Below are 23,020 nucleotides of genomic sequence, written 5' to 3' on the forward strand. Positions count from 1 at the left end.
CCCCGATCCAGGAGGCCATCATGGGCATCCCACCGCTGTCGCGCCGTTCCCTCCTCACCGCAGTCTCCGCGGGCGCCGTCCTGGCCGCCGCCGCGCCCCTGCTCGCCGCCTGCGGCGACGGCGACTCCGGATCGGGAGGCAAGGTGACCGTCGAGTGGATGGACATCGCGACGACCGAGCCGTCCAAGTCGCTCTATCCGCAGATCGCCAAGGCCTACGAGGCCGCGCACCCGAACGTCAGGATCAAGCTCACCAACCTGGAGAACGAGGCCTACAAGTCGAAGATGACGGCGCTGGTCGCCTCCGGGAAACTGCCGGACGTCTTCGTGACGTGGGGCGGCGGCGTGCTCAAGCAGCAGATCGACGCGGGGCTGGTGAAGGACCTCACCTCCGACGGGGCGAGCCTGCTCGGCACCATCACGCCGGTGTCGCAGAAGGCCTACCAGTTCGACGGCAAGACCTACGCCGTCCCGTACGACATGGGAATGGTGGGCTTCTGGTACAACAAGCGGCACTTCGCCAAGGCCGGGATCGAGGACACCCCGAAGACCTGGGCGGAGTTCCTGGACGCCGTCCGCAAGCTGAAGGGCGCCGGGGTCACCCCCGTCGCGCTGGCCGGCAAGGACAAGTGGCCCGGCCACTACTACTGGGCCTACCTGGCGATGCGCGTCGGCGGCATGCCCGCGATGGAACAGGCCGCCAAGTCCAGCGACTTCACCGCCCCGGCGTTCGTCCAGGCCGGACAGCACCTCAAGGAACTGGTCGACCTCCAGCCCTTCCAGAGCGGCTTCCAGAACGCCGGCTACGACGCGCCCGGCGGCCAGGCCGCCACCATGGGCGCCGGGAAGGCCGGCATGGAGCTGATGGGGCAGTGGGCCCCGTCGGTGGAGAAGGACGCCTCCGGCAAGGGCATCGGCGACGACCTCGGCTGGTTCCCCTTCCCGACCGTCGACGGAGGCCAGGGCGCGGTGACCGACGTGTTCGGAGGCGGCAACGGCCACGCGCTCAGCAAGGGCGCCCCCAAGGAGGCACTGGACTTCCTGACGTTCCTGATGAACGCCGAGAACGAGCGCAAGCTCGTCTCCTCGGGCGCCTTCATGCCCGTCGTCAAGGGAGCCGAGAGCGCGCTCGACGACCCGAACCGCAAGCAGGTCGCGCAGGCGCTGGACGGCTCCAGCGGGTTCCAGCTCTACCTGGACCAGGCCTTCCCGCCCGCCGTCGGGCAGCAGGTCAACGACAGCGTCGCCGCCCTCGTCGGCGGCAAGGGCACTCCGGAAGAGGTCACCCGGCAGGTCACCAAGGCGGCCAAGAGCCAATGACCTCCACGTTCCGCGGGTCCGCCCCGACCGACGACCGGCCGCGGCCCGCCGTGCGGGCCCCGCGGGGGCGGGCCCGCGGCGCGCCGGCGGGGCGGCGGCTGCGCGGCTGGATGTCCGCCACCTGGTTCCTCCTCCCGGCGCTGCTGCTGTTCCTGTTCTTCGTGCTGATCCCGATCTTCGTCGCGTTCTACACGAGCTTCTTCACCTGGGGCGGCTTCGGCCGGCCGGAGGACTTCGCCGGCCTGGACAACTACCGGAAGCTGGCCGGCGACCCCGTCTTCCGCGGCGACCTGTGGCGCGGCCTCTTCCTGGTCGTCCTGTCGATCGCCGTCCAGCTGCCGGTCGCGCTCGGCACGGCCGTCCTGCTGAACCAGCGGATGCGCGGCCGCGCCGTCTACCGGGCGGTCTTCTTCGCGCCCTACATCCTGTCCGAGGTGATCGCCGGAGTGCTGTTCGGCATCATCTTCCTGCCGGGCACCGGGCTCGCCGACACGCTCGTCCGGGACCTGCCGCTCGTCGGCGGCCTCGCCGGCGGCTGGTTCTCCGACGCCGGCACCGCGCTGCCCACACTGTTCGCCGTCATGACCTGGAAGTACTTCGGCTTCCACATGATGATCTACCTCGCCGGGCTGCAGGGCATCCCGCCGGAGGTGCTGGAGGCGGCCTCGATCGACGGGGCCGGCCCGTGGCGGAGATTCCGCGGCGTCACGCTGCCGCTGCTCGCGCCGACGCTGCGGATCAGCGTGTTCCTGTCCGTCATCGGCTCGATCCAGCTGTTCGACCTCGTGTGGGTCACCACGACCGGCGGGCCGACGCATTCCACGGAGACGATGGCCGTCACCATGTTCCAGTTCGGGTTCAAGCGGTACCAGATGGGCTACGCGAGCGCGATCAGCGTGGCCATGTTCCTCATCAGCATGGTCTTCTCCCTGCTCTACCAGCGCTACGCGCTGCGCCGCGACCTGCAGGGCGCCGTCACCTCCGCGGGAGGCCGCCGATGAGGGCCGGCCTCGCGCGGAGCGCGTCCCGGCACACCCTGGTCTGGGTGCTCGGCTCCTTCATCGTCGTGCCGCTGCTGTACGCGGTCGTCTCCGGCTTCAAGACCACGGGCGACCTCACCACGGACCCGGTCGGGCTCCCCTCGCCCTGGAAGGTGTCGAACTACACGGGCATCCTGTCGTCCGGCGACTTCTGGCGGCAGATCGGCAACAGCGTGATGATCGCCGTGGCCACCACGGTGCTCACCGTCGCGGCGGCGGCGCTCGCCGCGTTCGCCTTCGCCCGCTACGCCTTCCGGGGCCGGGAGTTCTTCTTCACGCTGTTCGCGGCCGGCCTGATGTTCCCGCCCGCCGTGGCGGTGCTGCCGCTGTTCGTCCTGCTGCGCTCGTTCGGGCTGCTGGACGACCCGCTCGGCGTCGTCCTGCCGCAGGCCGCGTTCGCGCTGCCCATCACGATCATCATCCTGCGCTCGTTCTTCCGGACGATCCCCGCGGAGCTGGAGGAGGCCGCCATCATGGACGGCTGCAGCCGGTTCGGGTTCTTCTGGCGCATCCTGCTGCCGATGGCCAGGCCCGCCCTCGGTACGGTGTCCGTCCTCGCCATCGTGACGAGCTGGAACAACTTCTTCCTCCCGCTGCTCGTCCTGGCCGACCCGAAGTGGCAGACGATCCCCGTCGGCATCCAGCAGTTCCAGGGGCAGTACTCGACGAACTACGCGCTCGTCATCGCCTACATCGTGCTGGCGATGGTGCCTGCCGTCGCCTTCTACGCGGTGGCCGAGCGCCAGCTGATCGGAGGTCTCACCGCGGGCGCCACGAAGGGCTGAGCCCCGCGGCCGATGAAAGCCTGAAAGGCCCGTTCACCGGCCGCGCGGGGCGGGGTTAGCGTCCGCTGGACAGGACTCTCCTCGGCCCGGTGACGGGAGGAACATGGGCAAGCGAAGACGAAGGGCACTGGCCGCGGGGGCGGTGCTCGGCCCCGCGATGATCGCCGGCGCGCTGCTGACGGCCGCGCCGGCGTCCGCGCACGGCGCGATGATGGTGCCCGGCAGCCGCACCTACCTGTGCTGGAAGGACGGCCTGAGCACGACCGGGCAGATCGTCCCGCACAACCCGGCCTGCGCGGCGGCGGTCGCGCAGAGCGGCCCCAACTCGCTCTACAACTGGTTCGCCGTCCTGCGCTCGGACGGGGCCGGCCGCACCCGCGGCTTCATCCCCGACGGGAAGCTGTGCAGCGGCGGCGCGGTCGTCTACGACTTCAGCGGCTACGACCTCGCCCGCGACGACTGGCCGGTCACGCACCTGACCTCCGGCGCCGACATCGAGTTCCGCTACAACAAGTGGGCGGCCCATCCCGGAACGTTCCGCACCTATATCACCAAGGACAGTTGGAGCCCGACCAGGCCCCTCAGCTGGGACGACCTGGAGGACCAGCCGTTCTACAGCGTCACCGACCCGCCGAGCGTCGGCTCGCCCGGCAACGAGGACGCCTACTACCACTGGAACGCCAGGCTGCCGTCCGGCAAGAGCGGCCGCCACCTCCTCTACACCGTGTGGCAGCGCTCGGACAGCAACGAGACGTTCTACGGCTGCTCCGACGTCGTCTTCGACGGCGGCAACGGCGAGGTGACCGGCGTCGGCGAGAACGGAGGCGGACCGACCGACCCGCCCACCGACCCGCCCACGGACCCGCCCGGCGACCCGGGCAAGGTCTGCAAGGCCGGGTACCGCTCCATCGGCGGTTGGAACGGCGGCTACCAGGGCGAGATCACCGTCACCAACACCGGCACGCTCCCGCTCGCCGGCTGGATGGCCCACTTCACCTTCGCCAACGGCGAGACGGTCGACAGCCTGTGGAACGGCACCTACACGCAGTCCGGCCCGGACGTCACGGTCAAGAACGCGAACTACAACGGTGCTCTCGCCGTGGGCGCGTCGACCACGTTCGGGTTCACGGTGAAGGCGCCGAGCTCCCCGACCGCGCTCGAACCCCACTGCATGACCTCCTGAGGTCAGAACGGAACGTGGCCCGCGGCGTCCGACAGGGGACGCCGCGGGCCGCTCCCTTTCCGGGAAACCCCGCTCCACTCCGGGGCACCCCCAGGACGGGAGAGGCCCCGTGACCGGAGCGGGGTCACGGGGCCGTTTCCGTGGTGGCCGGTTACCGGACGGGCGGGTTGGCGTTCTTGAGCAGCTCCTGGAACTGGGCGGAGAACCAGTGCCCGGACAGCGGGGCGTCCGCCAGCGCGCCGCTCATGTTGTTGTTGTTACGCGGGTTGCCGGTGTACGTGGGGTCGCACATCCGGTCGAAGCCCTTGCCCTCGTCGTTCGGGATCTCCTTGCTGGCGCCGTCCGACTCGCCCGGGGGCTTCATCCACACGTAGGCGTCGATGCCGGCGGCGGGGGCCGCCTTGGGCCGCTCGCCGAGGCCCGCGCCCGCCTGGTTGCACCAGTTGCCGAGGTGGATGCGCCGGTCGGTCCGGCTGCCGTCCACGTAGGCGTCCACGCTGGTCTTCGGGCCGGGGCCGGTCGGGCGGTTCGCGCCGCCCCAGCCGTTGCGGCTCGTGTCGACCAGCATGCCGATGCCCGAGTCGAACCCGTCCTTGACGAGCTCCTGCCGGAACGCCTGCGCGTAGGACAGCTCGTCGACGTACCGGTTCCAGTCGACCCACTTGGACTGGCGGACGGACGTGCCGTTCACGCTGTCGTTGATGGTGTAGTACGGCTCCTGCAGGGCTCCGTAGTTGGCGGTGTTGGTGATGAACCCGGCGACGTTGCCCTTGGAGCCGGACGCCTGCGCGACGGTGGCGAGCAGCTGCGCGGTCGGGGCGAAGTTGTCGTCCCAGCCGATCCAGCCGTGGTGGCCGACGTCGAGGTAGTTGTAGACGTTGGAGAGGGCGCCGAGCTTCTGCAGCGCGTAGGCGACGCCCTTCTCGTAGTTGCCGTTGGCCTTCATGGTGTCGCAGTCCGGGGTGGCGGTCGGCCGGCCCCCGGCGTTGGTGATGAGGTTCGGCAGCGAGTCGATCTCCACGACCGTGACGATCCGCAGGCCGGCGTACTTCGCGTCGCCGAGGATCCCCGCGATCGGGTCGATGAACTGCGTCTTGTACTTGTCGAGGTCGTCCGGGCCGAGCTCGCCGTTGGACGCCAGCGCGGAGCAGTCGCGCCCGGGCAGGTCGTAGACGACGAGCTGGACCACACCGGCGCCCTGGTCGAGGGCCTTGTCGAGGTGGGCGCGCAGGCCCATGGAGCCGTTCGCCCCCTGGATCGCGGCGATCCTGTCCAGCCACACGCCGGTCGGCTGGTTGGACACCGCGCTGCCGCCGGGCTCGGCCGCCGCCTTGGCCGACCACTCGGGGTTCACGTACGCCTTCACCCCGGCGTAGGGGTTGTCGACGCGGTTGCCCGGAGGCGGATCGGTGGGCGGGTCGGTGGGCGGGTCGGTCGGTCCCGCCGACCCGGTGCAGACGGTCCCGTTCAGCTTGAACTGGGCCGGTGCCTGGTTGGTGCCGGAGTAGGTGCCCTGGAAGCCGGGGTTGGCCGTCGCGTTGGTCGCCAGCGTCTGGGCCCAGCTCGGGCTCTTCACGGTGACGTGCTTGCCGGACTGCGCGAACGTCCCGTTCCAGCCCGAGGTCACCTGCTGGTCGCCGGCGAAGTCCCACTCCAGCGTCCAGCCGCCGCTGATCGGGTCGCCGAGGTTGGTGACCGTCACCGAGGCGGTGAAGCCCGTACCCCAGTCGTTGGTGGTGTAGTCGACCTTGCAGCCGGCGGCCGCGCTGGCCTGGGCCTGGGCCAGCGCGACCGTGCCTGAGGCGAGCAGCGCGGCCACCGAGGCGGCCGCCGCGCCGCGGCGCAGGGCGCCGCGGCCGCTGCGCGCGGGGGGGTGTTTCATCCGGATTCCTCCATCTGGTTGGGGTGGGCTTCTTGCGGGGGGCTCAGCGGGCGGAGCGCAGGTGGTCGCGCAGTCCGGCGCCGTAGGCGGTCGGGGTGCCGTCGTAGGAACTGATCAGCGACGGGCCGCTGGAGCAGTCCCAGGTGTTCCACGTCCAGCCGAGGTAGGACGCTCCGCGCGCGTCCAGCCAGGCCATGAGCGAGTCGACGTAGGAGTGGCCGCAGGTGTTCTCGCCGATCTCGCCGGCGACGAGCGGGACCTGCGCGGCCACCGGCGCGATCTGCTGGTCCCAGCAGGACGCGTCCTTGCAGTAGTTGAAGTTGTAGGAGTGCCACGCGGCCGCCAGGTTCCCCGTGGGGTCGGACGGCTTCTGGGCGAGCCACTGGCCGAGGTCGTTGGAGTAGCTGCTGCCCGCGACCATGACGACGTTCTGCGCGCCGGTGGCGCGGACGGCGTCGAGGAGGTCCTGCATCCCGGCCGCCTCGTAGGTCAGGCCCGTGCAGGCCGAGCCGCCGTCGCGCCAGCACTTCCACGACTGGGCGTAGTCCATGGTCTGGAGGTTGTTCGGGTAAGGCTCGTTGAACAGGTCGAACACGACCGCCGTGTCGCCCTTGTAGGTGGTGGCAAGCTGCTTCCAGAATTCCGTCGCGTACTGGGCGTCCGGCATCGGTTTCTGGCATTCCGCGGCCGCGGTCTGGCAATGGCTGTCATAGCCCGTCCACAATCCGCGGCTCCAGTGCAGTTCCAGGATGGGCGTGATGCCGTTCTCTTCGAGCAGCCCCACGTAATTCCTGACGGCGTTCTGGTAGGCGGTTCCGCGGTAGGCGGGATCGACGTTGTCCAAGCCCAGCCAGCAGTCGGAGTTGAGCGGCACCCGGACGGCGTTGACATTCCAGTTCCTGATCGCGGCCACCGAGGCCGCGTCCATCGGGCCGTCCCAGATGCCGTTCCCCTGGACGCAGGCGAACTCGCCGCCGGAACGGTTCACCCCGCGCAGGCGCACCGCGGCGCCGGCGGCGTCCACGAACCCGTTGCCGGAGACCTTCAGCTTGGGGGCGGGGCCGCCGGGCGGGGGAGTGGTCGGGGGATCGGTGGGCTCGCCGCCGCCGTTGCAGGCCGTCCCGTTGAGCGCGAAGGCGGTCGGCGCGGCGTTCGCGCCGCTGTAGGCGAAGTGCGCTCCGGCCTGCGCGGACGCTCCGGTCGCGAGGGCCGCGTTCCAGCTCTCGTTGGCGACCGTGACGGTCTTGCCGGACTGCGTCCACCGGCCGTTCCATCCGCCGGTGAGGCGCTGGTTCCCGGTGTAGGAGTACGTCAGCGTCCAGCCGTTCACGGCCGGGCCCCGGTTGGTGATCGTGACGGCGGCGGTGAAGCCGGTGCCCCAGTCGTTGACGGTGTAGCCGACCTCGCAGGCGACCGCGGCGCGGGCCGGCGGCGCGCCGAGCACGGTCCCGGTGCCCGCGACGAGCGAGCCCGCGGCACAGATCGCGCCGGTCAGCGCGGCCACCACGGCGGTGCGCGGGGAAAGCGATCTCATGGATCTCCGCCTTCACGTCGGACGATAGAGCTTGGGAGCGCTCCCACTCCTGGACTGCGGTGAACGTAGAACGGCTCGGACGCGGGAGGGAAGCCTTGTTCCATTCCTTTCACGAAATTTCACGGCGCCTTGCGCGCGCGGTGAGCGGCGGGTCCGGGCGGTCCCCGAATTCGGTTTCCTCGCGACCCCTTGACACGATGCGCCTTCGAACAGATTCTTGGGAGCGCTCCCACTACTCCCGACCCGGTCCACCCCCTCGAAAGGCCGGGAACCCCCGAAGGGAGTGCCGCAAGCGTGACCGTCACCCACCCCCCGCACGACCCCGCCCTCCCCGACCGACCGCCCACCCTCGCCCACGTCGCGCAGCTGGCCGGCGTCTCGCCGGCCACGGCGTCACGCGTGCTGAACGGGTCCGCGCGCGTCAGCAGGGCGGCCCGCCTCCAGGTCGAGGCGGCGGTCGAGCGGCTCGGCTACGTCCGGCGCCGCAGCGGCCCTCCCGACCGGGAGTCGTCCGGCACCATCGCCGCCGTCGTCTGCGAGGACGGCTGCCGCGTCCTCGGCGACCCGTTCTTCGCGCGCCTGCTGTGGGGCGTGCGCCGCGAGCTCGGCGGCCGCGCGCCGCTCGTCCTCCTTATGGCCGGCCGGGCGGACGAGTGGCGGGCGACCACCGGCTACCTGCGCGGCGGGCGGGCCGAGGGCGTGCTGCTCGTCGGCGCCCGCCGCGACCAGGTCGCCCCGCTCGTGCAGGCCGCCGCCGGCGCCCCGGTGGTGCTCGCCGGGCGCCCCCTCGACGAGGTGGCGCTGCCGTACGTCGACGTCGACAACCGGGGCGGCGCGCACGCCGCCGTCCGGCACCTGCTGGCCTCGGGCCGCCGCCGGATCGGCACCATCACCGGGCCGGCCGACATGGGCGCCGCCGTGGACCGGCTCGCCGGCTACCGGCTCGCGGCGCGCGAGGCCGGGATGGGCGTCAACGGGCTGGTCTGCCAGGGCGACTTCGGCCGGCTGTCCGGCGAGCGCGCGATGCGCCGCCTGCTGGAGCGCCGGCCGGACGTCGACGCCGTGCTCGCCGCGTCCGACCAGATGGCGGTCGGCGCGCTGAGCGCGCTGCGCCGGGCGGGCCGCCGCGTCCCCGACGACGTCGCGGTCGTCGGGTTCGACGACGCCCCGGTCGCCCAGCAGGTCCGCCCCCGGCTGACGACCGTCCGGCAGCCGGCCGAGGACCTCGGCGCCCGGCTGGCGCGCGAGCTGCGCGCCTGCACCGGTGGCAGGCCGAACACCGAGCGCGGCGTCGTGCTGCGCACCAAGTTGATCATCCGGGAGTCCGGCTGACGGACCGGGGCCGGAGCGGCCCCCGCCCTTCGCATCACCACCACCGCCGTGCACCGCCGGTGGTGGAGACCGCCATGCCCGGACGCCGGGCGCGACAGGAAGGAACACAGGTGAGAAGACACCAACGATGGCGCGCGTTCACGGCGGTGAGCGCGACGCTGGCCCTGCTGTGCGGCGGCCTGGGCGTGATGGCCCCGGCGCACGCCGCCGCGGCGGCGTGCAAGGTCGTCTACAAGAAGAACGACTGGGGCGGCGGCTTCACCGCGAGCATCGACATCACCAACCAGGGCGACGCGCTCGACGGCTGGAAGCTGACCTACGCCTACTCGGGCGACCAGAAGCTGGCGAGCGGCTGGTCGGCGAAGTGGTCGCAGTCGGGCCGGCAGGTCACCGCCGAGAACGAGAGCTGGAACAGGACGCTCGCCTCCGGCGCCTCGGTGAACGTCGGCGCGCAGTTCACCTACAGCGGGACGAACACCGACCCCACCGCGTTCAGCCTCAACGGCACCCCGTGCAACCAGAGCTCGTCCGCCCCGACGGTGGCGCTGACGAGCCCGTCCGCCGGCGCGACGTACTCGGTGGGCGCCGCGGTGCCGATCGCCGCCACCGCGGCGGCCGGGTCCGGCGCGACCGTGTCCAAGGTCGAGTTCTTCGACCAGGACGGGTCGCTCGGCGCCGCCGACACCACCGCCCCGTACGGGATGACCTGGACGCCCACCGCGGCCGGTTCCTACTCCGTCTACGCGAGGGTGACCGACAGCACCGGAGCGACGGCCGAGTCGGCGCCGGTGGGCGTCACGGTGACGGCCGCGGCGAGCGTCGTGGCGAGTCCGGCCGCGCTGACCGTCGCGCAGGGCGCCAAGGCCGCGTACGCGGTGAAGCTGTCGCAGGCCCCGTCCACGACGGTGACCGTGACGACGACCCGGACCGCGGGCAACACCGGCCTGTCGGTGACCGGCGGCGGGACGCTGACCTTCACGCCGCAGAACTGGTCCACCGCCCAGAACGTGACGATCACCGCGGACGCCTCCGGGACGGGCCAGGCGACCTTCACCTCCACCGCGTCCGGCTACGCGGCGGCCAAGGTCACCGCGACCGAGGTGGCGAACTCCGGCGGCACCTACACCCAGCGGTTCCTCGACCAGTACAACAAGATCAAGGACCCGGCGAACGGCTACTTCAGCCCCGAGGGCATCCCGTACCACTCGGTGGAGACGTTCATGGTCGAGGCCCCCGACCACGGCCACGAGACGACGTCGGAGGCCTACAGCTACCTCATCTGGCTGGAGGCCATGTACGGCAAGGTCACGCAGAACTGGGCCCCCTTCAACGCCTCCTGGGCGCTGATGGAGAAGTACATGATCCCGACGCACGCGGACCAGCCGACGAACTCGTTCTACAACGCCTCCAAGCCCGCCACCTACGCCGCCGAGCACCCGGAGGTGAGCGACTACCCGTCGCTGATCGACGGCAGCGTCCCCGTCGGCCAGGACCCGATCGCGAGCGAGCTGAAGTCCGCCTACGGCACCGACGACATCTACGGCATGCACTGGCTGCAGGACGTGGACAACGTCTACGGGTACGGCAACACGCCCGGCGGCGGCTGCGAGCAGGGCCCGAGCGCGGACGGCCCCTCCTACATCAACACCTACCAGCGCGGTGCGCAGGAGTCGGTGTTCGAGACCGTCCCGCAGCCGACGTGCGACAAGTTCGCCTTCGGCGGCACCAACGGCTACCTCGACCTGTTCATCAAGGACTCGTCCTACGCCAAGCAGTGGAAGTTCACCGACGCGCCCGACGCCGACGCCCGCGCCATCCAGGCCGCGTACTGGGCGAACGCCTGGGCCAAGGACCAGGGCAAGTCCGGTGACGTCTCGTCCACCGTGGCCAAGGCGGGCAAGATGGGCGACTACCTGCGGTACTCGTTCTTCGACAAGTACTTCAAGAAGATCGGTGACTGCGACTCGCCCTCGTCCTGCCCGGCCGGGTCGGGCAAGGACAGCGAGCACTACCTGCTGTCCTGGTACTACGCGTGGGGCGGCGCGAACGACACGAACGCCGGCTGGGCGTGGCGCATCGGCGACGGCGCCTCGCACTTCGGCTACCAGAACCCCCTGGCCGCCTACGCCCTGGTGAACGACGCCGCGCTCGCGCCCAAGGGCGCGACGGCCAAGGCCGACTGGGGCAAGAGCCTCACCCGGCAGCTCCAGCTCTACAAGTGGCTCCAGTCCGCCGAGGGCGCGATCGCCGGAGGCGTCACCAACAGCTGGGAGGGCAGCTACAGCGCGCCCCCGGCCGGCCTGACCGAGTTCTTCGGCATGGCCTACGACTGGCAGCCCGTCTACCACGACCCGCCGAGCAACCAGTGGTTCGGCTTCCAGGCGTGGTCGATGGAGCGCGTGGCCGAGTACTACCAGGTCACCGGCGACGCGTCCGCCAAGGCGATCCTCGACAAGTGGGTCTCCTGGGCGCTGTCGCAGACGACGGTCGACCCGTCCACCGGCGGCATCAAGATCCCGTCCACCCTCAAGTGGACCGGGCAGCCGGACGCGAACTGGTCGGCCGCCACCGGGATGCCGCCCGCCAACACCGGCCTGCACGTCTCGGTGCAGGACTACACCGACGACGTCGGCGTGGCCGCCGCGTACGCCAAGACCCTTGCGTACTACGCCGCCAAGTCCGGTGACGCGGCCGCCAAGCAGGCCGCCAAGGACCTGCTCGACGCCATCTGGAAGCACACCGACGCCAAGGGCGTCTCCGTGCAGGAGACCCGGTCCGACTACAAGCGCCTCACCGACCCGGTCTACGTCCCCTCCGGCTGGAGCGGCAAGATGCCGAACGGCGACCCGATCAACTCCAGTTCGACCTTCATGTCCATCCGCTCCTTCTACAAGAGCGACCCCGACTACGCGCGCGTCTGGGCGTACGCCAGCGGCCAGAGTTCCACGGCGCCGGTGTTCACCTACCACCGCTTCTGGGCCCAGGCCGACATAGCCCTGGCCATGGCCGACTACGGCCGCCTCTTCAACGAGTGACCCATCCGCACGAGTGACCCATCCGCACGAGGGCCCGTCGCGACGTCCGCCGCGGCGGGCCCTCCGCTCGTCCATGGGGGCCGCCACCAGCGGCGACGCCCGTGTATGCGAACATATGTTCGTGTCCGCCGGTGCGACGATCCTGCATGCCGACCTGGACGCGTTCTACGCGTCGGTCGAGCAGCGGGACGACCCCGCGCTGCGGGGGCGGCCGGTGATCGTCGGGACGGGCGTGGTGCTGGCGGCGAGCTACGAGGCCAAGGCCTGCGGCGTGCGCACGGCGATGAGCGGCGGGCAGGCCCGCCGGCTGTGCCCGCGGGCGGTCGTCGTCCGGCCGCGCATGAGCGCCTACAGCGCGGCGAGCAAGGCGGTCTTCGCGGTGTTCCGCGCCACGACGCCACTGGTGGAGGGCCTGTCGATCGACGAGGCGTTCCTCGACGCCGACGGGCTGCGCCGCCCGCCCGTCGACGTGGCCGTCCGGCTGCGGCGCGCGATCGCCGAGGAGGTCGGGCTGCCGATCACGGTCGGGGTGGCCCGCACCAAGTTCCTCGCCAAGGTCGCCAGCGGCGTCGCCAAGCCCGACGGGCTCTTGGTGGTGCCGCCGGACGGCGAGCTGGAGTTCCTGCGCCCGCTGCCGGTGCGGCGGCTGTGGGGCGTGGGGCCCGCGACCGCGGCCAAGCTCGCCGGGTTCGGCGTGCGGACGGTCGGGGACGTGGCCGGCATGCCGGAGTCCACCCTGGTGTCGATGCTCGGCCCGGGGGCGGGCCGCCACCTGTACGCGCTGGCGCACAACCGCGACCCGCGCCCCGTGCGGGCGGGCGTGCGGCGGCGGTCGATGGGGGCGCAGCGGGCGCTCGGCCGGCGTCCCCGCACGGCGGCGGAGCTGGACGCGATGCTCGTCGGGCTGGCCGACCGGCTCGGCGGCCGGCTGCGCAAGGCCCGCCGCGTCTGCCGGACGGTCACCCTCCGGCTGCGGTTCGGCGACTACGCCCGGGCCACGCGCTCGCACACGCTGGCCCAGGCCACCGCCGAGACCTCCGCCTTCCTGGCGGCGGCGCGGGGCCTGCTCGCCGCGGCCATGCCGCTGGTCGACGAGCGCGGGCTGACGCTGATCGGCCTCTCGCTCGGCAACCTGCACGACGACCGGGCCGTCCAGCTCACCCTGCCCTTCGACCAGGCGATGGCGGTGGACGGCGCGGTCGACGGCGTCCGGGACCGGTTCGGCTCGTCCGCCATCACCCGCGCCGTGCTGCTCGGCCGGGACCAGGGCGACCCGGTGCCGCTGCTGCCCGACTGAGCCGGCCCGGCCGGGCCGTCAGGACGGCTCGACGATGCCGAGGCCGTCCGCCCCGACCTGGACGGCGGACTCGTCCAGCACCGATTCCGAGATCGGCTGGAGGTGCCCGTCCAGGTCGAGGACGGGGCTGGCCTCCTTGTACCAGGACTCGATCACGGCGTTGCCCCAGAAGTCGCGGCGGCGGTCGTCGTGCACGTTCCACCGGAACGTCTCGTGGTCCGGGTCGCCCGTGTAGTAGTCGGAGGTGTAGATCTCGACCCGGTGCCCGTCGGGGTCGCGGAGGTAGACGTAGAAGGCGTTGGAGACGCCGTGCCGCCCGGGGCCGCGCTCGATGTGGTGCTCCTTGCGCAGGGAGCCGAACACGTCGGCGGTGCGCAGCACCTGGTGGGACTCGTGCGTCGCCATGCCGACGTGGTGCAGCCGGGGCCCCGCGCCGCCGGTGAACGCCACGTCGTGGACGGTCTGCTTGCGGTACATCCACGCCGCGTACAGCTCGTGCTCGTCGCCCTCGATCGTCTCCGAGCAGCCGAAGCCGAGGGAGGTGTAGTGCGCGTAGGCGGCGGGGATGTCGGGCGTGCAGATGTTGAAGTGGTCCAGGCGGGCGATCTGCGCGCCGCGGTGCAGGTCGTAGCGCTGGATGAGGCGCTCACCACGGGCGATGTCGTGGAAGAACTCCACGGTGAAGCCGAGCGGGTCGACGACGCGGACGGCGTCGCCGACGCCGTGGGTCCCGGTCCCGGCGGGGACGCGCCGGACGGGCCGGCCGAGGGAGGCGAAGAACCGCTCGGCGCGGTCGACGTCCTCGGGCGTCCGCACCCGGTAGGCGATGTGGTCCAGGGCGGCGACGGGCCCGGAGCGCAGGACGAGGGAGTGGTGGGTCAGCTCGTCGGTGCCGCGCAGGTACAGGGCGCCGGCGTCCTCGTGCTGGACGTGCAGGCCCAGCATGTCGACCCAGAACCAGCGGGCGGCGGCCAGGTCGGTGACGGCCAGTTGCGCGTACGCGGAGCGGATCACGTCGGGAGGTGTGCTCATGGTTGCTCCTAGGCGCCGAAGCGGGGCGTGTGCACCTCGCCGAGCATGACGTGCACGATCTTGGATTCGGAGAAGAAGTCGATGCTGTGCGCGCCGCCCTCGCGGCCGAGCCCGGAGTCCTTCACCCCTCCGAAGGGGGTGCGCAGGTCACGGACGTTGTGCGAGTTGATCCAGACCATACCCGAGGCGACTTCGTGGGCGATGCGGTGGCCGCGGCGCAGGTCGTCGGTCCACACGTAGGCGGCGAGCCCGTAGCGGGTGGCGTTGGCCAGTTCGACCGCCTCGCGCTCGTCGTCGAAGGGCGCGACGGCCACGACCGGGCCGAAGATCTCCTCCTGGAAGATCCGGGCGTCCCGCGGGACGTCGGTGAACACGGCGGGCTGCAGGTAGTTGCCCTCCGGCAGGTGCCCCGGGCGGCCGCCGCCCGCGACCAGCCTGGCCTCCCGCCGGCCGACCTCGACGTACTCCAGGACCCGCGCGTAGTGCTCCGGATGGACGAGGGCGCCGACCTCGGTGGCGGGGTCGGACGGGAGCCCGACCCGCACCTTCTCGGCGCGCTCGGCGAGCCGCCGGGTGAACTCCTCGTAGACGGGGCGTTCCACGAGCACGCGGGATCCGGCCGTGCAGCGCTCCCCGTTGAGCGAGAAGACGCCGAAGACGACCGAGTCGAGCGCCGCCTCCAGGTCGGCGTCGGCGAACACCACGACGGGGGACTTGCCGCCGAGCTCCATGGACAGCGCTTTCAGGCCGTCGGCGGAGCACCGCATGATGTGCCGCCCGGTGTCGGTGGAGCCGGTGAACGACAGCAGCGGCACGTCCGGGTGGTCGACGAGCGCCTGCCCGGCGGCCTCCCCGATGCCGTGCACGATGTTGACCACCCCGGCGGGCACGCCCGCCTCGGTGAGGATCTCCGGCCACAGGCCCGCCGACAGCGGCGTCCACTCGGCGGGCTTCAGCACGAGCGTGCAGCCGGACGCCAGCGCCGGGGCGAGCTTCCAGCTCTCCAGCATGAACGGGGTGTTCCACGGGGTGATCAGCCCGGCGACGCCCGCGGGCGTCCGCACGACGTAGTTGAGCTGGGTGTCGCCGACCCGGTAGGCCTCCTCGCCGAGGGCGACGATCACGTCGGCGAAGTAGCGGAAGTTCTCGGCGGCGCGGCGGGCCTGGCCGCGCGCCTGGGTGATCGGCAGCCCGGAGTCGAAGGACTCCAGCTCGGCGAGGCGGTCCTCGCGCGCCTCGACGGCGTCGGCGACGCGGACGAGGATGGAGGCGCGCTCGCGGTTGCCGAGCGCCGCCCAGGCGGGGAACGCCGCGCGGGCCGCGGCCACGGCCCGGTCGACGTCGGCTGGCCCGCCCGCGGCGGCGGTGGTGTAGCGGGTGTTGGACACGGGGTCGGCGACGTCGAAGACCGCGCCGTCGGCGCTGTCGGCGTACGCGCCGCCGATCCAGTGCCGGATGCGGTCCGGCAGCCCGGCCGGGCGGGCGGGGGAGGAGGGGAGGGACATCGTGCTCTCTTCCGGTTCGGTGCGGGAGGCTGGGCGGCGGGTCAGATCCCCGCGGTGAGGTCGCCGCCCTGGTCGAGCAGGACGCGGATGCGCGCCCGCGCCTCGTCGGAGGGCGCGGCGAGGGGCGGCCTGACGTGCCCGGAGGGGATGCGGCCCTGCCGCTCCAGCACCCACTTGGCGGGCGCCGGGTTCGTCTCGACGAACAGCAGGTCCACGAGGGGGTGCAGCCGGTAGTGCAGGTCGCGGGCGGCGGCGTGGTCGCCCGCCGTCCACAGCTCGTACATGCGGGCGACCGCGGCGGGCGCGAGGTTGGCGACGGCGCTGACGAACCCGGCGCCGCCGAGGGCGAGCAGCGGCAGGCACAGCAGCTCGATGCCGGACCAGACGAGCAGCTCGGGCCCGCAGGCGTGCAGGACGCGGGAGAAGTGCTCGAAGTCCTTGGTCGTCTCCTTGATCCCGACGACGTTGTCGAAGTCGGCGAACAGCCGCCGGACGGTCTCGGGCGCGATGTCCACGGCCGTCCGGGACGGCACGTTGTAGATCACCAGCGGCAGGTCGGGGAACTCGCGCGCCACGGTCGCGTACCAGTCGTACAGGGCCCGCTGGGTGGGCCGCACGTAGTACGGGGTGATCACCAGGGCGGCGTCGGCGCCGGCGTCGCGGGCCGCGGCGGTGATCTCCAGCGTCTCCTCCAGCTTCGCCGAGCCGGTGCCGGGCAGGAACGGGACGCGGTCCGCGACCGCGCCGGCGGCGGTGCGGATCGCGGCGATCCGCTCGGCGGTGGTCTGGCTGCTCGGCTCCCCGGTGGAGCCGCCCAGCGAGATCCCGTGCGAGCCGGACTCCAACTGCCAGCGGACCAGCCCGCGCAGCGCGTCGTGGTCGACGGCGCCGGCGGCGGTGAACGGTGTGACGACGGGCGCGATCGACCCGCGGATCGCGGCCGGATCGGTGCGGAACTTCAACTCATCGCTCCTCGGTCGGGGTTCGTCGGCCGGCGCGGCGCCAGGCCTCGTAGGCCTCCCGCCGGCGCGGCCCGAGCGGGTACAGGCCCTCGACGGGCTCGCCTGCGGCGACGCGCTCGGCGATGAAGCGCTCCTGCGCCTCCTGCTCGGCCGCGTCCTCGGCGAGCCCGCGCACGAGGTCCGGCGGGATGACGACGACGCCGTCGGCGTCGCCGACCAGGACGTCGCCGGGCTGGACGAGCGCGCCCCCGCAGGCGATCGGCAGCCCGGTGTCCCAGGGGACGTGGCGGCGCCCGAGCACGGCCGGGTGCGCGCCCGCGTGGAAGACCGGCAGGTCCAGTCCGGCGACGGCGGCGCTGTCGCGGAGCCCGCCGTCGGTGACGACCCCCGCCGCGCCGCGCCGCAGGGCGCGCAGCGCGAGGATGTCGCCGATCGTGCCGGAGGAGGCGTCGCGGCGCGCGTCCATGACCAGCACCTGGCCCGGTCGGAGTTCCTCGACGGCCCGCTTCTGGGCGTTCATGCCGCCGCCGTACCGCTCGAACAGGTCCTCGCGGAGGGGCAGGTAGCGCAGCGTGTGCGCGGTGCCGACCATCTTCACCGCGCCGCCCGCCGGGTGGACGCCGTCGACGGTCATGTGCTGGAGGCCGCGCTTGCGCATCTGGGAGCTGAGCGTGGCGGTCGACAGGCTCCGCAGCGCGGTCGCGGTCGCCTCGTCCAGGACGGGCTCGCGCGTGTGGGCCGGGCCCCAGGCGTCGGCCCGGACGGCGTCGTCGACCCGGGGCATGGCGCCCCACCCGGGAAGCGGGTCCGCGTCGGCGACCGTGTTGGACAGGCGCCCGGTGGTGGCGGTCCCGGCGGTCACCTCGACCTCGACGACGTCGCCGGGGGAGACGACGGAGGCGCCGGCGGGGGTGCCGGTGAGGATGACGTCCCCGGCTTCGAGGGTGACCAGCCGGGAGAGGTCGGCGACCAGGTCGGCGAAGGGGAACAGGAGCGTGTCGCTGGTGTCGTCCTGGACGACCTCGCCGTTCACCCAGGTGCGGACGCGCAGCGCGCGCGGGTCCAGGCCGCGCGCGTCGAGAAGCCGGGGCCCGAGGGGGGTGAAGCCGTCCGAGCCCTTGGAGCGCAGGTTGGAGCCCCGGTCGGCGTAGCGCAGGTCGTGCACGCCGGCGTCGTTGGCGGCCGTCACCCAGCCGACGTGCTCCCAGGCGTCCCGCGGCGCGACGCGGTGCGCGCGCCGGCCGACGACCAGGGCGATCTCGCCCTCGAAGGTCATCAGCTCGCAGCCCGCGGGGCGGTTCAGCGGGTCGCCCGTCCCGGCGAGCGAGGACGGCGGCTTGAGGAAGTAGGACGGCTCGGCGGGGATCCGGCCGCGCTCCTTCGCCCGCGAGGGGAAGTTGAGGTGCACGGCGATGATCTTCGAGGGCCGGCTGCCCAGGGGGTGCGGCACGGGGGCTCTCTCCTGTGACGGGACGGGACCGGACCTCGCGGACGAGGTCACGAAGAAATCGTATATGAAGTCATGCACGATGACGAGAGCAGGGCCATCCCGACTTCGATCGTTCCAATCGGGGGCCGGACGCGACGGGGGACGAAGCCCCCGTGCAGTACGATCGCAAATCGTATGCGAAATCCTCTAGGAGGTGCTTGACGGATGCGCGACCTCGCCGTTCGCACGTTCACGCCGGACAGCCCGGCGGACGCCCCGCCCGTGCTGCTCGTCCACGGCTTCGGCTCCGACGGGCGGGCCGACTGGATCGAGACCGGGATGGTCGACGCCCTGACCGCGGTTGGGCGGTCCGTCATCGTCCCGGACCTGCCCGGACACGGGGACAGCGCGGCGCCCGCCTCCGCGGGCGAGGCCACCGCGCCCGCCGTCGCCGCCGCCCTGGTGGCGGTCCTGGACCGGGCGGGGGCCGAGACGTTCGACGCGGTCGGCTACTCGCTCGGCGCCAGGATCGCGTGGGAGCTGCCGTCGGCCGCGCCGGGGCGGATGGAGCGCGCCGTCCTGGGCGGTCTGAGCCCCGTCGAGCCCTTCACCGCCGTCGACATCGACGCGTTGCGGCGCGCCGTCCACGAGGGCACGGAGTGCGACGACCCGTTCACCGGCGCCATCGCGGCCATGGTCAGGGCGCAGGGCGACCGCGCCGCCGGGCTCGCGCTCTGCGTCGAGGGCCTGCGCGCGACGCCGTTCGAGGGCGGCCCGTGGAACGCGAAGGTTCTTCCCGTCTTCGTCGTCGGAGAGAATGATGAGTTGACACGAGGAATCGGCCGGCTCGCCGAGGAGCTCGGCGAGGCGGAACTGGTCACCGTGCCCGGCGCCCACCACGAGGTGCCGGGCGGGCCGCACTGGCGTGTGGCCGTCCTGGACGCGCTGTCGCGGTGACCGGGCCGGCGAACACGTCCGGGGTGCGGGCCGAGGATGAGGAGAACCGGGTGAGTGCCGCGAGGAAGCAGGACCAGACCAAGGAGAGCAAGGCCGAGTTCTGCTACGAGCTGCTGCGGTCGCGCATTCTCGAAGGCACCTACGTGCCCGGATACCGGCTGGTCATCAACCAGCTCGCCCAGGAGACCGGGGTCAGCACGATCCCGTTGCGCGAGGCCCTGCGCCGGTTGCAGTCCGACGGGCTCGTCGAGGTGGTGCGCAACGTCGGCGCCCGCGTCGCGGTCTTCGACGCCGAGCAGGTCGAGCACACGCTGCAGATCCTCGCCCGGCTGGAGGGCTACGCCACCGCGATCTCCGCGCCGCTCATGACGGCCGCGCACATCGACGCCGCCCGCAAGATCAACGACCGGATGGTGGAGGCGCTGGAGGAGTTCGACCCGACCGCGTTCACCGCGCTCAACCGCGAGTTCCACTTCTCGATCTACGAGCACTGCCCGGACGCGCACCTGCGCTCCCTGCTCGAAGCCGAGTGGACCCGGCTGGACCACATGCGCCGCTCGACCTTCAGCTACGTCCCCGGCCGCGCCCGCCGCTCCGTGGTCGAGCACGGGCACATCCTCGACCTCATCACCGGGGGCGGCGACCCGGCCGAGATCGAGCGCATCGCCTGCGCCCACAAGAACGCCACCGCCGACGCGCTCCACAGCGCGCACCCCGTCCCGCACAAGTGACCTGAAGGCCGGACGCGCCGTTCCCACCGGGCGAGGGATGGGGAACGGCGCGTCCGAGTCCTGAACGCCGGCTACACGAGCAGCTGGCCGCCGTCCACCTGGATGACCGCGCCGGTGATGTGGTTCGCCTGGTCAGAGGCGAGGAACAGCACCAGCGGGGCGATGTCGTCCGTCGTGGCGATCCTGCTGAGCGGGATGCGCGACTCCCAGGCGGCGCGGGCCTGCGGGTCGTCCATCAGCCCGGCCGTCATCGGCGTGTGGACGGGCCCCGGCGCGACGCCGTTGACCCGGATGCCGTGGCCGGCGAGCTCCAGCGCGGCGGTGCGGGTGAGGGCGTCAACGGCCGCCTTGGTGGCCTCGTAGTGGCCGAGGCCGGCGGTGGGCTGGCGGGCGCCGATCGAGCTGATGTTGACGATGCGGCCGCGCGTGCCGCTCTCGATCATCTGGCCGGCGACCGCCTGGGTGACGGTGAACGTGCCGCGCAGGTTGACCGCGACGACCGTGTCGAACACCTCCAGGGGCAGAGAGACCAGCGGGCCGCCGCCCGCCACCACGCCGGCGTTGTTGACCAGCACCTCGATCGGGCCGAGCGCCGCGGTCGCCTCCGCGACGCCCGCGGTGACCGAGGCGGCGTCGGTGACGTCCATGGTGACGGCGCGGACGTCCAGTTCCCCGGCGGCGCGCGCGGCGGCCCCGGCGTCCCGGTCGGCGATCGCCACGCGGTCGCCGGCGGCGGCGAACGCGGCGGCGACGGCGCGGCCGATGCCGCTCGCGCCACCCGTGACGAGGACGACGCGCCCGGCGCTCACCGGGCCTCCGCGACGATGACGCGCGGGCTGGCGGGCAGGGCGCGGGTCTCCACGGGCTCCCAGCCCGCGGCGGTCAGCCAGACGCGCACCTCGGCCTCGGGGTAGACGACGGTCCCGTCGATGACCAGGTACTCGCCCGCGTGCAGGGCGTCGATGACGCGCTGGCCGGGGTCGTCGTCCAGGAAGAAGTCGAGCAGGACGAGCGTGCCGCCGGGGGCGGCGGCCTGCCGGGCCCGGCGGATCATCGCCTTGTTCCGCTCGGCGTCGAAGCGGTGGACGACGTGCTCCAGCAGGATGAGGTCGAACCCCTCGGGGACGTCCCCGGTGAGCGGGTCGGCCTCCACGACCTCGCTGCGTCCGCCGAGACCGGCGTCGAGCAGGGCCTTGCGGGCGAACTCCGTGAACTGGCCGGGCGCGAGGAACGTTCCGTGCGCCTGCCCGGCCGAGCGGAGCGCCTCGACGAGGAACGCGGCGGACAGGCCGCCGTAGTCCAGGATCCGGGAGTAGCGGGTGAAGTCGAAGTTCTCCGCGAGCATCCTGGCGTGCAGCGCGTTGTAGGTCATCACGCCGTTCATGAACGTCCGCATCCGGTCACCGGTCAGGTCGAGCGGCTGCGGCTCGGCGCTGGCCGTGGTCGCCCCGAAGCCGAGCCAGTGCGGGTAGCTGATCGCGTCCAGGAAGGCCAGGAACGGGCGCAGGTCGACGCCGTCGCCCTCACCGGACAGGTAGGCCGCGGTGGCGGGGGAGTTGGCGTAGCGGCCGTCCTCCCGCGCCAGCAGCCCGAGGCCGGCGAGCCCGTCGCCGAGGATGCGGGCGGTGCGCTCCGGCATCCCGGCCCGGCCGGCCAGCTCGGCCGCGGTGGCCGGGCCGCCCGCGAGCGCGGCGAACACGCCCGCCTCGCTCGCCGCGAACAGCTGCTTGGCGGCCATGTAGCCGGTGGCGACGCCGAGGATGCCCGAGGGGTCCGGAGAGGAATGCGCCATGGAAGTGGTCTCCTTCAGGTAAGAATATGCCAGATGCTATACGATCGTTGCGTCAGCGGCCAGGGGGCCCGGCCCACGGCCGATCTTCCTCATCGGAGGTCATGATGGAGTTCGCAGAACGGGCGCCGCGCAGGCGCCTCGGCGTGGGCGGCCCCGAGGTCCCGCTCCTGGCGCTCGGCTCCTGGAACACCTGGGACCGCATGGACCGCGACGACGCGGCCGAACTGCTGCGCCTCGCCGTCGACCGGGGCGTCGACCTGTTCGACGTCGCGCACTACGACTTCGGCCCGCACGCTGAGAACGCCCAGACGGACGTGTTGTTCGGGCAGGCCGTACGCGACGCCGGCCTCGCGCGCGAGGACTACATGCTGTGCGGAAAGCTCTGGCTCTGGGAGTACCCCGCGTCCTCGTTCGCCGAACAGATGCGGGTCTCTCTCGACCGCATCGGCACCGACCGCGCCGACATGGTCGTGGTCGGCGACTTCATGGAGCGCCCGGACCTGCGCGCCGTGGTGACGGACGTGGCCGAGCAGGTGCGCGCGCGGGCGGGTTCGCGCACTGGGGCGTCAACAACTGGTCGGCCGGGGACGTGCTGTTCGCCTGCCGGTTCGCCGCCGCCGAGGGCCTGGTGCCGCCCTCGTTCGCGCAGCTGAAGTACAGCCTGGTCCGCCGGTCCGTGCCCGAGGGGGTGCCGTTCGGGACGCTGTTCACCGGCGAGGGCCTCGCCCTGCAGGCGTCGGACGTCCTGGAGGGCGGCATCCTCGCCGGCAGGCTGCACCCCGAGCGCAAGATCGGCGCCGACCCGGGAGGGATCCGCGACCGGATCCGCGCCGTCGTTCCCGAGGTCGGGCGGATCGCCGAGCGCTTCGGCGCCACGCCCGCGCAGCTCTCGATCGCGTACTGCCTGGCCAACCCCGCGGTGGCGAACGTCCTGGTCGGGGTCACGAGGCCGGCGCAGCTGGAGGACAACCTCGCCGCCCTCGCCCTGTGCGCCCGGCGCGGCGACGAGCTGCGCGCCGCCCTCGCCGGGCTGTGGCTGGACCGGGACGTGGTCGACCCGTCGGCGTCCTGGGGCACCGACGCCCCCGTCCGCGCCTGACGCCGGGCGCCCTAGGTGTGATGTCCAGGGAGGTTGGTCAGCCGGGTGATCGGTGGCTGGTCTCCGATGGCGGAGTGGGCGCGGTGGTGATTGTAGAAGTGGAGCC

General features: G+C 72.5%; 19 protein-coding genes. 11 read left to right on the top strand and 8 right to left on the bottom strand.

Annotated features, from left to right (window positions below; translation table 11 throughout):
* Window positions 1-20 precede the first annotated feature (20 nt).
* The 4 genes from AB0C84_RS38495 to AB0C84_RS38510 all read left to right on the top strand — a co-directional run bounded on the left by AB0C84_RS38495 (window position 21) and on the right by AB0C84_RS38510 (window position 4,327).
* Window positions 21-1,319: an extracellular solute-binding protein gene (locus tag AB0C84_RS38495; RefSeq protein WP_361075851.1), complete on the top strand. Its 1,299-nt coding sequence runs from the start codon at window positions 21-23 to the stop codon at window positions 1,317-1,319.
* Window positions 1,316-2,320, top strand: coding sequence for a sugar ABC transporter permease (locus tag AB0C84_RS38500; RefSeq protein WP_179848556.1), 1,005 nt, complete (start codon window positions 1,316-1,318; stop codon window positions 2,318-2,320). The genes AB0C84_RS38495 and AB0C84_RS38500 overlap by 4 nt, the downstream gene beginning before the upstream one ends.
* Entirely contained in the window at window positions 2,317-3,144 is an 828-nt protein-coding gene (locus AB0C84_RS38505) for a carbohydrate ABC transporter permease (protein ID WP_361075854.1), read from the top strand. Before AB0C84_RS38500 ends, AB0C84_RS38505 begins: the two co-directional genes overlap by 4 nt.
* A gap of 103 nt (window positions 3,145-3,247) precedes the next feature.
* On the top strand, window positions 3,248-4,327 hold the full coding sequence (locus AB0C84_RS38510; protein WP_361075857.1) for a lytic polysaccharide monooxygenase: 1,080 nt from the start codon (window positions 3,248-3,250) through the stop codon (window positions 4,325-4,327).
* 151 nt (window positions 4,328-4,478) lie between these two features.
* Here the strand turns inward: AB0C84_RS38510 and AB0C84_RS38515 are convergent, their stop codons facing one another.
* Together AB0C84_RS38515 and AB0C84_RS38520 are read right to left on the bottom strand one after the other, a co-directional pair.
* The gene (locus AB0C84_RS38515) at window positions 4,479-6,209 is read right to left on the bottom strand and encodes a glycoside hydrolase family 6 protein (RefSeq protein ID WP_361075860.1); all 1,731 of its coding nucleotides are present in this window, start codon (window positions 6,207-6,209) and stop codon (window positions 4,479-4,481) included.
* Window positions 6,210-6,252: 43 nt separating this feature from the next.
* Window positions 6,253-7,743 (bottom strand): cellulase family glycosylhydrolase, encoded by a 1,491-nt coding sequence (locus AB0C84_RS38520; protein ID WP_361075862.1) that lies wholly within the window; start codon window positions 7,741-7,743, stop codon window positions 6,253-6,255.
* 294 nt (window positions 7,744-8,037) lie between these two features.
* On the opposite strand from AB0C84_RS38520, the gene AB0C84_RS38525 reads away from it, so the two are divergent.
* From AB0C84_RS38525 to dinB, 3 genes are all read left to right on the top strand, one after another.
* Window positions 8,038-9,075 (top strand): LacI family DNA-binding transcriptional regulator, encoded by a 1,038-nt coding sequence (locus tag AB0C84_RS38525; protein WP_179848561.1) that lies wholly within the window; start codon window positions 8,038-8,040, stop codon window positions 9,073-9,075.
* A 110-nt stretch (window positions 9,076-9,185) separates the two neighbouring features.
* Window positions 9,186-12,110: a glycoside hydrolase family 48 protein gene (locus AB0C84_RS38530; RefSeq protein ID WP_361075865.1), complete on the top strand. Its 2,925-nt coding sequence runs from the start codon at window positions 9,186-9,188 to the stop codon at window positions 12,108-12,110.
* Between the two features lie 121 nt (window positions 12,111-12,231).
* On the top strand, window positions 12,232-13,407 hold the full coding sequence (dinB, locus tag AB0C84_RS38535) for a DNA polymerase IV (protein WP_361075868.1): 1,176 nt from the start codon (window positions 12,232-12,234) through the stop codon (window positions 13,405-13,407).
* 18 nt (window positions 13,408-13,425) lie between these two features.
* On the opposite strand, the gene hpaD is transcribed toward dinB, so the two are convergent.
* From hpaD to AB0C84_RS38555, 4 genes are read right to left on the bottom strand one after another with little or no spacing between them, the layout of a single operon-like run.
* Complete coding sequence (gene hpaD / locus AB0C84_RS38540) at window positions 13,426-14,439, bottom strand: 3,4-dihydroxyphenylacetate 2,3-dioxygenase (protein WP_361075871.1); 1,014 nt, start codon at window positions 14,437-14,439, stop codon at window positions 13,426-13,428.
* A gap of 8 nt (window positions 14,440-14,447) precedes the next feature.
* On the bottom strand, window positions 14,448-15,944 hold the full coding sequence (gene hpaE, locus AB0C84_RS38545) for a 5-carboxymethyl-2-hydroxymuconate semialdehyde dehydrogenase (RefSeq protein ID WP_361075874.1): 1,497 nt from the start codon (window positions 15,942-15,944) through the stop codon (window positions 14,448-14,450).
* A 41-nt stretch (window positions 15,945-15,985) separates the two neighbouring features.
* Window positions 15,986-16,906 (bottom strand): 4-hydroxy-tetrahydrodipicolinate synthase, encoded by a 921-nt coding sequence (gene dapA, locus AB0C84_RS38550; protein WP_361075877.1) that lies wholly within the window; start codon window positions 16,904-16,906, stop codon window positions 15,986-15,988.
* Window position 16,907: 1 nt separating this feature from the next.
* Window positions 16,908-18,356, bottom strand: coding sequence for a fumarylacetoacetate hydrolase family protein (locus tag AB0C84_RS38555; protein ID WP_361075880.1), 1,449 nt, complete (start codon window positions 18,354-18,356; stop codon window positions 16,908-16,910).
* Between the two features lie 204 nt (window positions 18,357-18,560).
* Between AB0C84_RS38555 and AB0C84_RS38560 the strand changes: the two genes are divergently transcribed.
* On the top strand, window positions 18,561-19,292 hold the full coding sequence (locus AB0C84_RS38560; RefSeq protein WP_361075883.1) for an alpha/beta fold hydrolase: 732 nt from the start codon (window positions 18,561-18,563) through the stop codon (window positions 19,290-19,292).
* A gap of 50 nt (window positions 19,293-19,342) precedes the next feature.
* A complete protein-coding gene (locus AB0C84_RS38565) occupies window positions 19,343-20,023 on the top strand; it encodes a GntR family transcriptional regulator (protein ID WP_361075885.1) in 681 nt (226 codons plus the stop codon).
* A gap of 71 nt (window positions 20,024-20,094) precedes the next feature.
* Here the strand turns inward: AB0C84_RS38565 and AB0C84_RS38570 are convergent, their stop codons facing one another.
* Both AB0C84_RS38570 and AB0C84_RS38575 read right to left on the bottom strand, forming a co-directional pair.
* On the bottom strand, window positions 20,095-20,832 hold the full coding sequence (locus AB0C84_RS38570; RefSeq protein ID WP_361075888.1) for an SDR family NAD(P)-dependent oxidoreductase: 738 nt from the start codon (window positions 20,830-20,832) through the stop codon (window positions 20,095-20,097).
* Window positions 20,829-21,815 carry a methyltransferase dimerization domain-containing protein gene (locus AB0C84_RS38575; RefSeq protein WP_361075891.1) on the bottom strand — a complete coding sequence of 329 codons (987 nt, stop codon included), beginning with the start codon at window positions 21,813-21,815 and terminating at the stop codon, window positions 20,829-20,831. Before AB0C84_RS38575 ends, AB0C84_RS38570 begins: the two co-directional genes overlap by 4 nt.
* Before the next feature lie 101 nt (window positions 21,816-21,916).
* On the opposite strand from AB0C84_RS38575, the gene AB0C84_RS38580 reads away from it, so the two are divergent.
* Both AB0C84_RS38580 and AB0C84_RS38585 read left to right on the top strand, forming a co-directional pair.
* Window positions 21,917-22,468: an aldo/keto reductase gene (locus AB0C84_RS38580; protein ID WP_361075893.1), complete on the top strand. Its 552-nt coding sequence runs from the start codon at window positions 21,917-21,919 to the stop codon at window positions 22,466-22,468.
* Window positions 22,405-22,914, top strand: coding sequence for an aldo/keto reductase (locus AB0C84_RS38585; protein ID WP_361075896.1), 510 nt, complete (start codon window positions 22,405-22,407; stop codon window positions 22,912-22,914). The genes AB0C84_RS38580 and AB0C84_RS38585 overlap by 64 nt, the downstream gene beginning before the upstream one ends.
* Window positions 22,915-23,020: the final 106 nt, after the last annotated feature.

Source organism: Actinomadura sp. NPDC048955, from assembly GCF_040649435.1.
Lineage (GTDB): Bacteria > Actinomycetota > Actinomycetes > Streptosporangiales > Streptosporangiaceae > Spirillospora > Spirillospora luteofluorescens.

Coding starts and splice junctions, on each gene's coding strand:
- hpaD (WP_361075871.1), bottom strand. CDS start 14,439: ATGAGCACACCTCCCGACGTGATCCGCTCCGCGTACGCGCAACTGGCC.
- AB0C84_RS38575 (WP_361075891.1), bottom strand. CDS start 21,815: ATGGCGCATTCCTCTCCGGACCCCTCGGGCATCCTCGGCGTCGCCACC.
- AB0C84_RS38500 (WP_179848556.1), top strand. CDS start 1,316: ATGACCTCCACGTTCCGCGGGTCCGCCCCGACCGACGACCGGCCGCGG.
- AB0C84_RS38505 (WP_361075854.1), top strand. CDS start 2,317: ATGAGGGCCGGCCTCGCGCGGAGCGCGTCCCGGCACACCCTGGTCTGG.
- AB0C84_RS38520 (WP_361075862.1), bottom strand. CDS start 7,743: ATGAGATCGCTTTCCCCGCGCACCGCCGTGGTGGCCGCGCTGACCGGC.
- AB0C84_RS38510 (WP_361075857.1), top strand. CDS start 3,248: ATGGGCAAGCGAAGACGAAGGGCACTGGCCGCGGGGGCGGTGCTCGGC.
- AB0C84_RS38515 (WP_361075860.1), bottom strand. CDS start 6,209: ATGAAACACCCCCCCGCGCGCAGCGGCCGCGGCGCCCTGCGCCGCGGC.
- AB0C84_RS38560 (WP_361075883.1), top strand. CDS start 18,561: ATGCGCGACCTCGCCGTTCGCACGTTCACGCCGGACAGCCCGGCGGAC.
- hpaE (WP_361075874.1), bottom strand. CDS start 15,944: ATGTCCCTCCCCTCCTCCCCCGCCCGCCCGGCCGGGCTGCCGGACCGC.
- AB0C84_RS38580 (WP_361075893.1), top strand. CDS start 21,917: ATGATGGAGTTCGCAGAACGGGCGCCGCGCAGGCGCCTCGGCGTGGGC.
- AB0C84_RS38495 (WP_361075851.1), top strand. CDS start 21: ATGGGCATCCCACCGCTGTCGCGCCGTTCCCTCCTCACCGCAGTCTCC.